General features: G+C 62.2%; 14 protein-coding genes. 13 read left to right on the forward strand and 1 reads right to left on the reverse strand.

Features of this window, described 5'->3' with window-relative positions:
• Positions 1 to 21 precede the first annotated feature (21 nt).
• From phnL to OS035_RS08035, 10 genes are all read left to right on the forward strand, one after another.
• Positions 22 to 729 (forward strand): phosphonate C-P lyase system protein PhnL, encoded by a 708-nt coding sequence (gene phnL / locus OS035_RS07990; protein WP_097628365.1) that lies wholly within the window; start codon positions 22 to 24, stop codon positions 727 to 729.
• Positions 726 to 1,343 carry a DapH/DapD/GlmU-related protein gene (locus OS035_RS07995; protein ID WP_183781730.1) on the forward strand — a complete coding sequence of 206 codons (618 nt, stop codon included), beginning with the start codon at positions 726 to 728 and terminating at the stop codon, positions 1,341 to 1,343. Before phnL ends, OS035_RS07995 begins: the two co-directional genes overlap by 4 nt.
• 118 nt (positions 1,344 to 1,461) lie before the next feature.
• Positions 1,462 to 2,307, forward strand: coding sequence for a phosphonate ABC transporter ATP-binding protein (gene phnC, locus OS035_RS08000; protein ID WP_183781732.1), 846 nt, complete (start codon positions 1,462 to 1,464; stop codon positions 2,305 to 2,307).
• Between the two features lie 87 nt (positions 2,308 to 2,394).
• A complete protein-coding gene (phnD, locus tag OS035_RS08005) occupies positions 2,395 to 3,300 on the forward strand; it encodes a phosphonate ABC transporter substrate-binding protein (RefSeq protein ID WP_183781734.1) in 906 nt (301 codons plus the stop codon).
• Between the two features lie 65 nt (positions 3,301 to 3,365).
• Positions 3,366 to 4,325, forward strand: a complete 960-nt coding sequence (phnE, locus tag OS035_RS08010) for a phosphonate ABC transporter, permease protein PhnE (protein ID WP_097628369.1) — start codon at positions 3,366 to 3,368, stop codon at positions 4,323 to 4,325.
• A 7-nt stretch (positions 4,326 to 4,332) separates the two neighbouring features.
• Positions 4,333 to 5,676: a phosphonate ABC transporter, permease protein PhnE gene (phnE, locus tag OS035_RS08015; protein WP_097628370.1), complete on the forward strand. Its 1,344-nt coding sequence runs from the start codon at positions 4,333 to 4,335 to the stop codon at positions 5,674 to 5,676.
• A gap of 142 nt (positions 5,677 to 5,818) precedes the next feature.
• Positions 5,819 to 6,514, forward strand: a complete 696-nt coding sequence (locus OS035_RS08020; RefSeq protein ID WP_097628371.1) for a DUF1045 domain-containing protein — start codon at positions 5,819 to 5,821, stop codon at positions 6,512 to 6,514.
• Between the two features lie 13 nt (positions 6,515 to 6,527).
• Entirely contained in the window at positions 6,528 to 7,667 is a 1,140-nt protein-coding gene (locus OS035_RS08025) for an alpha-D-ribose 1-methylphosphonate 5-triphosphate diphosphatase (protein WP_097628372.1), read from the forward strand.
• The gene (phnN, locus tag OS035_RS08030; protein WP_097628373.1) at positions 7,664 to 8,257 is read left to right on the forward strand and encodes a phosphonate metabolism protein/1,5-bisphosphokinase (PRPP-forming) PhnN; all 594 of its coding nucleotides are present in this window, start codon (positions 7,664 to 7,666) and stop codon (positions 8,255 to 8,257) included. Before OS035_RS08025 ends, phnN begins: the two co-directional genes overlap by 4 nt.
• A gap of 20 nt (positions 8,258 to 8,277) precedes the next feature.
• A complete protein-coding gene (locus tag OS035_RS08035) occupies positions 8,278 to 8,805 on the forward strand; it encodes a GrpB family protein (protein ID WP_097628374.1) in 528 nt (175 codons plus the stop codon).
• On the opposite strand, the gene OS035_RS08040 is transcribed toward OS035_RS08035, so the two are convergent.
• Complete coding sequence (locus tag OS035_RS08040) at positions 8,777 to 9,748, reverse strand: LysR substrate-binding domain-containing protein (RefSeq protein WP_331813603.1); 972 nt, start codon at positions 9,746 to 9,748, stop codon at positions 8,777 to 8,779. The genes OS035_RS08035 and OS035_RS08040 overlap by 29 nt on opposite strands.
• A gap of 459 nt (positions 9,749 to 10,207) precedes the next feature.
• Between OS035_RS08040 and OS035_RS08045 the strand changes: the two genes are divergently transcribed.
• The 3 genes from OS035_RS08045 to OS035_RS08055 all read left to right on the forward strand — a co-directional run bounded on the left by OS035_RS08045 (position 10,208) and on the right by OS035_RS08055 (position 13,608).
• Entirely contained in the window at positions 10,208 to 11,257 is a 1,050-nt protein-coding gene (locus tag OS035_RS08045; RefSeq protein ID WP_097628479.1) for an ABC transporter substrate-binding protein, read from the forward strand.
• A 111-nt stretch (positions 11,258 to 11,368) separates the two neighbouring features.
• Entirely contained in the window at positions 11,369 to 12,442 is a 1,074-nt protein-coding gene (locus OS035_RS08050; RefSeq protein ID WP_131710697.1) for an ABC transporter ATP-binding protein, read from the forward strand.
• Complete coding sequence (locus tag OS035_RS08055) at positions 12,439 to 13,608, forward strand: ABC transporter permease (RefSeq protein ID WP_097628377.1); 1,170 nt, start codon at positions 12,439 to 12,441, stop codon at positions 13,606 to 13,608. Before OS035_RS08050 ends, OS035_RS08055 begins: the two co-directional genes overlap by 4 nt.

Below are 13,608 nucleotides of genomic sequence, written 5' to 3' on the forward strand. Positions count from 1 at the left end.
AAAACCAGGAAAGAAGACATCATGCCAACGCCCCTCGTCGTTTCCGAAGTCTCGAAAAGCTTCACCATGCATCTGCGCGACGGCATCCGGCTGCCCGTCGTTTCCAATGTCGCCTTCTCGGTCGCCTCAGGCGAATGCGTCGTGCTCGGCGGCCCATCGGGCGTCGGCAAGAGCTCGCTGCTGAAGATGATCTACGGCAATTATGCTGTCGACACCGGCCAGATCCTCATTCGTCACGACGGACGCATCGTCGATCTCGCCGCCGCCGATCCGCGCACCGTGCTCCACGTGCGGCGCCATACGCTCGGTTACGTCAGCCAGTTCCTGCGTACCGTGCCTCGCGTCGCGGCGATCGACGTGGTCGCCGAACCGCTGGTGGCGCGCGGCGAGGACGCCGGCACGGCGCGGGAAAAGGCCGGCGCCCTGCTTGCCAGGCTCAACCTGCCGGAAGCGCTCTGGCAGCTTCCGCCCGCCACTTTCTCCGGCGGCGAACAGCAGCGTGTCAACATCGCCCGCGGCTTCATCACCGAACACAGAATCCTGCTCCTCGACGAACCCACCGCCTCGCTCGACGCCCGGAACCGTGCCGTCGTCGTCGGCATGATCGAGGAAAAGAAGCAGGCGGGCGTCGCCCTTCTCGGCATCTTCCACGACGGGGAAGTACGCGAGGCGGTCGCCGACCGCATTCTCGACGTTCAGCTCTTCTCTCCCGGAAAGATCGCCGCATGAACCGCAAGCTGGGTATCGAGCCCTCTATCCATGAGACAGCCTCCGTCAGCGAGTCCAGCTTCGGACGCTATACGGAGGTTTCCGAACGCTGCCGCATCAGCGAGGCGACCTTCGGCGACTATTCCTACATCATGCAGGACGGCTCCGTCTGGTGCGCGACGATCGGCAAGTTCGTCAATATCGCCGCCGCCGCGCGCATCAATGCCACCAATCATCCGACCTGGCGGGCGACGCTGCATCATTTCACCTACCGCGCCGCCGATTACTGGCCGGACGGCGACATGGAGGAGGACTTCTTCGCCTGGCGGCGCGCAAACCGCGTGACGGTCGGGAATGACGTCTGGATCGGCCATGGGGCGACCCTCCTGCCGGGCGTCACCGTCGGCAACGGCGCGGTGATCGGCGCCGGCGCCGTCGTCTCGAAGGACGTGGCGGCCTACTCGATCGTCGGCGGCGTGCCGGCTAAATTGATCCGCGAGCGCTTTCCGAAAGCGGTCGGCGAGCGTATGGACAGGCTTGGCTGGTGGGACTGGGACCATGACCTTCTGCGCCAGGCGTTGCAGGATTTTCGCAACCTGAGCGCGGAAGATTTTCTAGCGAGATACGGTGGATAAACCTCCGATATAGGCACGGAGAATTGTGACACGAACTACACAAATATGACATGCGAGGTTCATCAAGCGGGACTAATGCGATCCTGACCAAAGGACTGGATCGCAAGGGAAGAGCATGATGTTCGAGCTCAAGAATGTCACACGCCGTTTCGGAAAAAAGCTCGCCGTCGATTCCGTCACGCTCGCCATCCCGCAGGGCCAGATGGTCGGCATCATCGGCCGCTCCGGCGCCGGCAAGTCGACGCTGCTGCGGATGATCAACCGGCTGCAGGAGCCGAGCTCCGGCTCCATTCATTTCGCCGGCGTCGAGGTTTCCGGGCTTCGCGGCGGGGCGCTGCGCAACTGGCAGCGCGACTGCGCAATGATCTTCCAGCAGTTCAACCTGGTGCCACGCCTGGATGTCCTCACCAATGTCATGCTCGGCCGCCTTAACCACCGCTCGACGCTTCTCAGCCTCCTCAACATCTTCACCCGCGAGGAACGTGTGCATGCGATCGCAGCGCTCGAACGCCTCGGCATCGAGCAGACGGCGTTGCAGCCAGCCGGCACGCTGTCCGGCGGCCAGCAGCAGCGCGTGGCGATCGCGCGGGCGCTGATGCAGAACCCGAAGATGGTTCTTGCCGACGAGCCGATTGCCTCGCTCGATCCGCTGAATGCCAAGATCGTCATGGATGCGCTGCGCGATATCAACGAGCGCGAGGGCATCACCGTCATCACCAACCTTCATACGCTCGATACCGCCCGCAACTATTGTGAGCGCATCGTCGGCATGGCCGGCGGCTGTGTCGTCTTCGACGGCAAGGGCTCGGAACTGACCGCCGAGGCGGTGAAGGCGATCTACGGGACGGACAGGGATGGTGCCGGCATCGACGAAACGATGACCTCGACATCCATCAATCCGGCTCCCGAGCGGGCAGACAATCAATCCGCCGGCACCCAACCGCTGGCGCTGGCCGGCCTCTGAGCGAGGCGGCCGCGATCGAACGCCCGCGTCAAGGGCACACTTCTTCGTAACGGAAGACCGGGGGCACCGGTCAATAGGAGAGACGACATGTTGAAGAAAGCACTCTTTGCGGCAACGGCGCTCTTCGCGCTCGCCGGCGCTGCCCATGCAGCCGATCTCAAGGAATTCCGCATCGGCATTCTCGGCGGCGAAAACGAAACCGACCGCTTGCGCAACTATGCCTGCCTTGCCGACCACCTGAAGCAGGAATTCGGCTTCGAGAAGGTGTCGCTGTTCCCCGCCGCCGATTATGACGGCGTTATCCAAGGCCTGCTCGGCGGCACGCTCGACTTCGCCGAACTCGGCGCTTCCGGCTACGCAGCCGTCTCGATCAAGGATCCGAAGGCCGTTACGCCGATCCTGACGACGCAGCAGAAGGACGGCTCGACCGGCTACTACTCGATCGGACTGGCGCTCAAGTCCTCCGGCATCAAGACCATCCAGGACGCCAAGGGCAAGAAGCTCGGCTACGCCGATCCGGACTCCACCTCGGGCTATCTCGTGCCGCTGACCCAGATCCCGAAGGACACGGGCATGCCGAACGACAAGTTCTTCGCCTCGACCCAGTTCAACGGCGGCCATGAGAACAACCTTCTCGCCGCTTACGACGGCAAGGTCGACGTCGCCGTCGACGATTCCTCGGGCATCGGCGAATTCAAGGACGGCTACACCTCCGGCACCTTCCGCAAGGAAGTCGACAAGGGCGCCGTCGATCCGAACAAGCTGGTCGAAGTCTGGCGCTCGCCGCTGATCCCGAACGGCCCGCTCGTCGTTCGCAACGCGCTCGGCCAGGACTGGCAGACGAAGCTCGCAGCCTTCTTCACGGCTCTGCCTGAGAAGGATCACAAGTGCTTCGCAGCTGTCGAAGGCGGCGACTACAAGGGTTACGTCCCGGTCAAGCACGACTTCTACAATGCCGTCGTCGAAGTCCGTAAGGCTGCCATCGGCGGCTGATCGGCTTTTGGAATGCGGGGCGGCCGGAAACGGCCGCCTTTTATGTTTGATCGGGCGAGGCGTCCATGACTGTTGCCGATACACAGCCGCATATGCAGAGCACCAGGGAGATCCGCACCGCCTGGGAGCGGATGGTCGCCAGGCGCCGCTTCTACACCATCCTCGGCCTGGTTATTCTGATTGCGGCTTTCGCAAGCTCCGTTCGCTTCGCCGACGAGAGCAATGCCGGCCATTTCTTCGACCGCCTGCCGCATCTTTTCGATTTCCTGAGCTGGCTCATCCCTAAGGATTGGAACGACGTCTGGCGCGCGCTGTTCGACATTGCGAGCGCAAACGACAAGGGCGGCGAAGAATTCAATTTCGACAAGGGCCGCGTCTACGTCTGGGGCGCCTTCTATATCCCTGAATATTTCGAACTGATGATCGTGACGATCAACGTGGCGCTGATTTCGACGATCGTCGCCTTCATCTTTGCCGTTCCCTTGAGCTTCTTTGCCGCGCGCAACCTGACGAGTTCATGGCCGCTGCGCATCTTCACCAAGCGCCTGATGGAATTCCTGCGCGCCTTCCCCGAGATCGTCATCGCCGGCCTGTTTTCGGCGATCCTGTCGATCGGGCCGGTCGCCGCCATCATCGCCATAACCCTGCACACGATCGGCGCGCTCGGCAAACTCTTCTACGAGGTGGCCGAAAATATCGACATGAAGCCGCATGAGGGCATGAAAGCCGTCGGCGCCAACTGGTGGGAGCGGGTGCGCTTCGCCGCCGTGCCGCAGGTGCTGCCGAATTTCACCTCCTATGCGCTCTTACGCCTCGAGATCAACGTGCGTGCCTCGACCATTATCGGCGCCGTCGGCGGCGGCGGCATCGGCGAGGAGCTGAAGCTTTCGATCTCGCGTGGTTTCGGCGCCAAGACGATGGCGCTCGTTTTGATGCTGTTCGTGACGATCGTCGCCGTCGACCAATTCTCCGCATGGCTGCGCCGCCGCCTCGTCGGCGAGCACGCCTTCCTCCTGCAACATTGAGGCCGCCATGACGGTGATCGACGCCAACCGCATGCACGAAATCGAAGCGCGCTATCCGGAATATTTCCACCGCTCGTTCCGCCAGCGTTTCGGCGGGCTGATGATCCTAATCGCGACGCTGCTCTACAGTCTCTATGCCGTCTGGTTCTTCGACCTGCCCAAGCTTTTCGCCGAAGCCCATTGGGAACGCGTCGGCATTTATCTCAGCCAATGGGTGAGCTACGACGTTCAGCCGGAATTCCGCATCGAGGACGACGGCTCGATCGACATCCGCTATCCGCGCTTCTCGCCGCTCGGCGACAATCCGCATCCGGACTGGCTGGTCAACAATCCCGACGGCAGCATCACCGTGTCGATCAGCGGCACCAGCCGTACGGTCACCGTTTCGAAGAGCCAGACGGTCGTCACCGCCCACGGCATCACCGTTCCGGTCGATGTTTCGAGCGGTGCGCCTGAGGTGGTCGGACCAGTGCCCGGCTGGATGACCGTCTATAACGACAATGTGCTTGCCGATCTCGGATTTGCCGGCAATGTCAGCATCTCAGTCGACCGAGTGAAGATCCGCAAACGTTTCATCGGCTGGGCAAATTTCATCTTCGACACGCAGTCGTCCTTCTTCGACAAGCCGCTCGGCGAGGTCGTCGGCCTCATCGTCTCCGGGCCGCGCATCAAGCCCGACCAGTCCAACCTGTCGCTCGCCTTCGACGACATCTGGAACAACAGCGAATGGCAGCATGGCGACGTCTGGACCAAACTTTTCCAGACGATCGTCATGGCATTCCTCGGAACGCTGCTGGGGTCGCTCGCCGCTTTCCCGCTCGCCTTCCTGGCGGCACGCAACATCACGCCGAACCGGCTCCTCAATCAGATCCTCAAGCGTTTCTTCGACTTCCTTCGTTCGGTCGACATGCTGATCTGGGCGCTGTTCCTGACACGCGCCTTCGGGCCCGGCCCGCTTGCCGGCAGCGGCGCGATCTTCCTCACCGAGACCGGCACACTCGGCAAGCTCTATTCCGAAGGGCTGGAGAATATCGACAACAAGCAGCGGGAAGGCATCAAATCGACCGGCGCTCAAACCGTGCTGGTCCATCGTTACGGCATTATGCCGCAGATCGTTCCCGTCATCGTCAGCCAGACGCTCTACCAATGGGAATCGAACGTGCGTGGCGCGACGATTATCGGCGCCGTCGGCGCCGGCGGCATTGGTCTCAAACTCTGGGAGGCGATGCGCACCAACGCCAACTGGGAAAACGTCGCCTACATGGTCATCCTGATCCTGATCGTCGTCTTCCTTTTCGACGCCGCCTCGAACGCGCTGCGCCACCGGCTGATGGGCACGAAAACCCACTGATCCATCGGCTGGAAAGGCCGTGGCGGCGCTGCCGCCATCATCATTCTGTCACGGAAATCTTTTAGCCGGGAGCCTGCTTGCGGTTCGCCGCCAAATCACTGCACATTGCGCTCCCCGTTCGACGATCCCCAGGATAAAAGCCTTGCGCTACGCTCTCTATTTTTCGCCGCCGAAGGATGATCCCCTGACCGGCGCGGCCTCGCTCTGGCTCGGCCGCGATGCTTTCAGTGACGAGACCTATCCTGCACCGGAGCATGAGCGGCTCGGTGCGGCAGAGCAGTTCGAGCTGACTGCCGATCCGCGCCGCTACGGCTTTCACGCGACGATCAAGGCGCCGTTTTCGCTCGCCGCTTCGGTCACCGAGAGGGATCTTATGGCCGTCGTCGAGGAGTTTGCCGCGCGCACTGAAGCCTTCGAGATTCCCAAGCTGGTGCTCGGCCAGCTCGGCCGTTTTTTTGCCCTCGTTCCCGGTTCTGTTCATCAACCGCTTCAGGATTTCGCCGCGAAGGTGGTAAGATCCTTCGAACCGTTCCGCGCAGCGCTTACCGAGGCCGATATGGCGCGGCGCAACCCGGAGAAGCTCAGCGACAGCCAGCGCGCCAATCTGCAGCGCTGGGGTTATCCTTATGTGATGGAGGATTTCGGCTTCCACATGACGCTCACCGGCCAGGTGCCCGAGCCACGCGCCTCGGTGATGAAAACCATTCTGACCGAGCGTTTTGCCGATTTCACCGGCCGGCCGCTTACGATTTCCGGCCTCGCCGTCTTCACCGAGGAGACGCGCGGCGCCCCGTTCAAAGTTCATTCCTGGCTGCCGCTTTCCGGCGCCAAAAGCTGAAAGACCCGACGAGATGAGCAAAGAGACCGTGTTTTCCAACGCCCGCATCGTTCTCGAGGATAACATCCTCGCAGGCTCGATCCTCATTCGCGACGGCAAGATCGCCGACATTTCCGAAGGAAGCTCGGTAGCCGGCGAAGATTTCGAAGGCGACTATGTCATTCCCGGCCTCGTCGAGCTGCATACCGACCATCTCGAAGGCCATTATCAGCCGCGTCCCGGCATCCGTTGGAACAAGACAGCCGCGGTCCAGGCGCATGACGCCCAGATCGTCACATCGGGCATCACCACGGTGTTTGACTGCCTGCGCATGGGTGCGGATGAGGACGGCGGCTTCGAACATGGCGAGATGCGGGAAATGGCCGACGCCATCCAGTCGGCGGAGAAGGAAGGCCGGCTGCGCGCCGAGCATCTCCTCCACCTGCGCTGCGAGGTCTCGGCCGACAATGTGCTCGAACATTTCGGCGATTTCGAAAACGATCCTCATGTGCGGCTCGTTTCGCTGATGGACCATGCGCCCGGCCAGCGGCAGTTCCAGACGATGGACCAGTATATCTTCTACTACCAGAAGAAGCGGGGCCTGAGCGACGAGGTCTTCGCCCGTTTCGTCGCCAAGCGCCAGGCCGAATCGGCGCGAAATTCGACGCCGCACCGCAATGCCATCGCCAAGGTCTGTGCCGAACGCGGCATCACGGTCGCCAGCCATGACGATGCGACGCTGTCGCATGTCGGCGAGGCGATCGACAACGGCGTGCGGCTTGCTGAATTCCCGACCAGCTTCGACGCCGCCCGCGCCTCGCACGAACACGGCATGAGTGTGCTGATGGGTGCGCCGAACATCGTGCGCGGCAAATCCCATTCCGGCAATATCGCCGCCCGCGACCTCGCCGAGATGGGCGTGCTCGACGTGCTGTCCTCCGATTACGTGCCGCTCAGCCTGCTGCATGCGCCCTTCATCCTCGCCGATGAAGTCGAGAGCATTACCCTGCCGAAGGCAATCGCCATGGTGACGTCGACGCCGGCGCGCACCGTCAGTCTCAACGACCGCGGCCGGATCGCCACCGGGCTGCGCGCCGATCTCGTCCGCGTCCACCGTTCGCATGGCGTGCCGGTGACACGCTCCGTCTGGCGCCAGGGACGCCGTGTCGCATGAGCCCGTACGAACCCCATCCAGGAGCCGGAGCCGAACGCGGCATCATGGTCGTCGTCGTCGGGCCGAGCGGCGCCGGCAAGGACACGCTGATGAACCTTGCCGCCCGGCATTTCGCCGGCCGCGCCGACATTCATTTCACCCGCCGCGTCATCACCCGGCACCGCGACGCAGGCGGCGAAGACCATCTTTCCGTCTCCCTCCAGGGGTTTGCCGCCATGGAGCAGTCGGGCTCCTTCGCCGTTTGGTGGGAGGCCCATGGCTTGAAATACGGTATTCCAGCCGAGGTCTCGGTGGCATTGTCGCGCGGCCATGTCGTCGTCGCCAATGGTTCACGCTCGGCGCTTCACCGTTTCCAGTCCGCTTTCCCGCGGCTCAAGGTGATCAACGTCACCGCTCGCCCGGAAGTGCTCGCCAGCCGGCTGGAGGCGCGCGGGCGCGAGACGCATGAGGATATCATGGCGAGACTCGCCCGCGGGCCGCTGACGGTGCGCGGCGACTATGACGTGGCGGAGCTCGACAATAGCGGCTCGCTCGAAGAGGCCAAGCAGAAGATGGTCACGATCCTCGATGGGCTGCTCGCCGAGGTATGACCGCAATTGAGAGGAAGGGCATGCGCGCCATCAAAGTGGTCGGCTACGATCCTTCCTGGCCGCGGCTCTTTGCTGACATCGGCGCCGAAATCTCCATCCTGCTCGGCAATCTCGTGCTGTCCATCGACCATATCGGCAGTACCTCGGTGCCCGGGCTCGCCGCCAAGCCGAAGATCGACCTCGACGTCGTCACCATCTCCGACGACGTTCTGCCGAAAGCGATCGAGATCGCGCGCGCGTCAGATTTCGTTTTCCATGGCGACAGAGGCGAGAAACGCTGGGCGTTCACCCGAGATCGTGAAGGCTACGGGTTCAAGCTCTATCTCTGCGGCCCCGACAATTGCGCCCATCGCGAGCGCATCCTGTTTCGCAACTATCTGCGGGATCACCCCGAAAGGGCCAAAGCCTACGCCGATCTGAAACGCCGCCTGGCCGCCGAGGCAGACGGCGATTGGGATTTATACACCGGCGGAAAGACCGCGTTCATCAGCGAGACGCTGCGGTTGGCATGCCTATCGACTATTGGCGTGGATCGCCGCTTTCATTAGAGGCGTGACCTCCCGTCGTTTCAGCGATCGACTGCTGCAGCCACGCTCGGAAACGCGCCGATGTCACCTCGTTCCATCGCTCACGGGGTCCGACGACATAATATCCGCCAAGCCGAACATCGGTTTCGAGCAATTCGACGAGCCGCCCGGCGCGCAGGTCATCCGCAGCGATCAGGCGGGTGGCCAGCGCTATTCCTTGACCTGCCACCGCGGCGTCGACCGTCAGGTTGGCTGACCACAGCCGCGGACCGTTCAATGTCACTTCATGCTCGAAGCCAGCCTTGCGAAACCATTGCCGCCACTGATCGCGGCTTTCCTCGTGGATCAGCGGCTGTCGCACCAGATCGTCGAGGGTCCGTATCGGAGCGTTTCGGCTGATCCATTCGGGGCTGGTGACCGGGAACATGCGAGGCCTTTCCAGCAGGATCCAGCGGACATTCCCCCTTGGCTCCTCGGAATAGCGGATGTCGATATCGGCCTCATAACGGGTGAAATCTGGCTCAAGATCGGTCGCGCGCATCACGAAATCGATGCCCGGCAAGGCAAGCTGGAGCTGATTGAAGCGTGGCGTCAGCCACCGTGTGGCGAAACCGGGCACGCACCAAATGCGCAAGACCGTGCGGTTGACTGCTGGGCGCAGCTCTGCCGTCGATTTGGCAATGAGATCGAAAGCCGCCCCGACTGTCTCGGCAAAAACTCTGCCTTCCGCCGTCAGCCTGATGCCGCGCGGGCCGGCATCGACAAGCCGCGTGCCAAACCAGGCTTCGAGATTGCGGACGTGACGGGATATGACGGTGTGACTGAGATTGAGATCGTCCGCAGCTCTCCGCATCGATCCCAGGAGGCTGACCGCCTCGAAGGCGCGCACCATGGAAAGCGGCGGCAAACGTCCGCGTTTTGGAACACCTTCCTGTTCATCCGCCGATGATTTCCCCCTGCGCAATCCTGTCTCCCAGAACGGAAATTGGTTCTGCCGAACCAAGATCGGAATGCCGTCTACATCTTCATATGCCATGGAATTTGCAATTTTGGCGTAACGAAGAGTGGTGCACGGTGGTGCATAGGATGCACCACCTGCTTACTGATTGGCAATCGCGTTTTTCCGCCTTTCGCAAGCGAAAACATCCAATTTGCCGGCGGTGCGACCACTTGTCGGAGGAGACTGGTCGGGAGCGGTGCATCTATGTGTCCACCGCGGTCAACAAAAAGCGCCTTTCCGCCCCGCAGGACATTCGCCAGCATTGCCCGCAACACGCCGCTCCGCCTCGGAGATGACACCACGGCAAAGTCCGCAGACGCCGGCTTTGCCCATCCCTTGCGAGCGGCCGCGATTGCCGACGATCCCCAAGGATCGTGGCTGTCAACCGGCGTCAGACGGACGCTCAACAAACAGGGGAAGCGAATGAAATTCAACAACACTTCGACGATTGCAGCTCTCAGCCTGCTGTCGCTGGCGCTTGCTACGGGGCCGAGCGCGGCCCGGGATCTTACCATCGCGTCCTGGGGCGGGAACTTTCAGGATGCGCAGCGAGAGATCTATTTCAAGCCGTTCTCCAATATTGCCGGCAAGCCTCTGCTCGACGAAGGCTGGGACGGCGGCATTGGTGTCCTTCAGGCAAAGGTCAAGGCGGGCAATCCTTCCTGGGATGCCGTAGAGGTTGAAGCCGACGAGCTCTCGCTCGGCTGCGCCGACGGGCTTTTTGAGAAAGTGGACTGGAACAAGCTTGGCGGCAAGGATGCGTTTCTGCCTTCCGCGGTGAGTGATTGCGGCGTCGGCGCCATCGTCTGGTCGACCGCCATCGCCTATGACGGTGCCAAGATTGCCGATGGCCCGAAGTCCTGGGCCGATTTCTGGGACGTGAAGAAATTTCCCGGCAAGCGCGCCCTGCGCAAGGGACCGAAATACACGCTCGAATTCGCGCTGATGGCCGACGGCGTGCCGGCGGACAAAGTTTACGACGTCCTCGCGACGCCTGAGGGCATCGACCGCGCCTTCGCCAAGCTTGACGCGTTGAAAGCGCACCTTGTCTGGTGGACCTCGGGTGCGCAGCCGCTGCAACTGCTTGCTTCCGGCGAAGTGGCCATGACCAGTGCCTATAATGGCCGCATCACCGGCATCAACCGTTCCGAGGGTCGGCAGTTCAAAGTTGTCTGGCCGGGCAGCATCTATGCCGTGGATAGCTGGGTCGTTCTGAAGGGCGCCGAAAACAAGGAGGCGGCCTTTGACTTCATCGCCTTCGCCAGCAAAGCGGAAAACCAGGCAAAGCTGCCGCAATTTATCGCCTACGGCCTCCCGAACAAGGAAGCCGGCAAAAGCGTGCCGCCGGACCAGTTGGCCGACTTGCCCACCACCCAAGCCAACATGCAGGAAGCAGTCAGCCTTGATACGGATTTCTGGATCGACAATTCGGAAGCATTGACCAAAAGGTTCGACGCCTGGCTGGCACAATAGCGGACGGAATATCGCCCCCGCGGGATCGCTTCTGCCGATCGACCCGTGGGGGCTTCCGCACATTTTCGTCACTTCGCTCCCAGGAGCCGACAATCCGAACGGAGGGCCATCATGGCTGCGCCGCGCATACGCTTTGAAAGAATCTCAAAATCCTTTGGCGTGCACCAGGTCGTCAAAGACCTGACGCTCGACATCGAGAGGGGCGAGTTCGTCAGCCTTCTGGGCCCGTCCGGTTCAGGCAAGACAACTTTGCTGATGATGCTGGCGGGTTTCGAAAACCCGACCGCCGGCGGTATTTTTCTCGACGGCCGCCGCATCGACCACCTGCCTCCGCATCGGCGCGAGATGGGCGTCGTCTTCCAGAATTATGCGCTCTTTCCGCATATGTCGATCGCCGACAACATCGCCTTTCCTCTGAGGATGCGCGGGGTCGGACGAAGCGAGATCGACGAGCGCGTGAAACGCGCCCTCGATATGGTGCAACTGTCGGCGATGAGCAGCAGGAGGCCCGCCCAGCTTTCCGGCGGCCAGCAGCAGCGCGTGGCGCTTGCCCGCTCCCTGGTGTTCGAGCCGGCCGTCGTGCTGATGGACGAGCCGCTTGGGGCACTCGACAAACAGCTGCGCGAACAGATGCAGCTCGATATCCGAGCCCTCCACAAGCGCCTGGAACTGACCGTGGTGTTCGTGACCCACGATCAATCCGAGGCACTGACCATGTCGGACCGGATTGCGGTCTTCAACCACGGCAACATCGAGCAGATCGGTTCGCCGCGTGATATTTACGACCGCCCGCAGACACGTGTCGTCGCCGAATTCATCGGCGAAACCAATCTGATAGAAGGAACGGTCAAGGTGACGGGCACAGCCGGCACCTCCGTCGAGATCGCCGACGGACGGCATGTGATGGTACCGGGCAACAGTTCTCTCTCTGTCGGAAGCCGTGTCCACATTTCCGTTCGCCCCGAGCGCATTTCTCTGGCGGCCGGCGGCATCGGCGCAGCGGCGAACGCCCTGCCGGCAAAAATACTCGACAGCGTCTATCAGGGCGACCACCTGCGGGTGCAGCTCGATGAGGATGCCTTCCGCTTCGTGGTCCGGACGGACATGCGATCGGCGGAGTGGCCGATCGGAGCCGAGGTGGTGGCGCACTTCACACCTGATGACTGCTGGGTGATCGCAGCATGAGTGCTTTCCGTCGACGCACCGGCACCTTTGCCCTCATCCTCCCCCTGACCCTGTTCCTGGGTGTCTTCTTCATCTGGCCGCTTCTGACCGTGCTGGAGCAGGCGGTGTCCGATCCAGTCGTCAGTAAAAACCTGCCGCGGACGACAGCGGCGATTTCGGCCTGGAACCTTAACTCCGAACCCACCGACGAAATGCGGAGGGCTCTTGTCGACGACCTGAAATCGCTCGACGACGACCAGAAACTGGGAGAGGTGGTTCGAAGACTGAACAGCGCCCAGCCGGGTTTCCGCACACTGATGCGAAAGACCGTCGCGGCCGTGAGAGACAGTACCGGGCCGGTAAGCCTCGCAGAGATCGACGCTCGATGGAACGACGTTGCCTTCTGGCGGGCAATCGCCGAAGCGACCTATCCTTATACCGATCGCAACCTGCTTGCCGCGGTCGATCTTCAGCATGACGCATCGGGGGCGATCGTGGCGATGCCGGCCGGAGAGTCCGCCAATCAGGCGATTCTGCTGAGAACATTCGCCGTGGCCGCCGTCGTGACGCTCGCGACCTGTCTCATCGGCCTGCCATATGCGATGCTGGCCGCCGCCTCGAGCGGCTGGCGACGACAACTCCTGCTTGCGGCGGTCCTCCTGCCGCTATGGACATCGCTGCTGGTGCGCACGGCCGCCTGGTACGTGCTCCTTCAGGACAAAGGACTCATCAACTCCCTCCTCGTATCGCTCGGCCTCCTCAACACTCCGTTGCCGCTTCTTTTCAATCGGACGGGTGTCGTCATCGCCATGACGCATGTGCTGCTGCCGTTCATGGTTCTGCCGATCTACAGCGTCCTTATCGCAATCCCGCGGAACCTGATGCCGGCGGCAGCCTCTCTCGGCGCGAGGCCGATCCGGGGCTTTCTGCATATCCTGCTGCCTCTGGCCCTGCGCGGCATTGCCTCCGGCGGACTGCTCGTGTTCATGGCAGCACTCGGTTACTACATCACACCGGCGCTCATCGGCGGACCGAAGGACCAGATGATCAGTTCGGTGATCGCCTTCTACGCCACGGGCTCCGCCAATTGGGGCATGGCCGGTGCGCTCGGTATGGTGCTGCTCGCCGTGACGATCGCGCTCTACGGCGTTTACGGCCGGATATCCATGAAGACGACGGGGGCGTGA

This window comes from Rhizobium sp. 268 (assembly GCF_036571585.1).
GTDB classification, from domain to species: Bacteria; Pseudomonadota; Alphaproteobacteria; order Rhizobiales; family Rhizobiaceae; genus Rhizobium; species Rhizobium redzepovicii.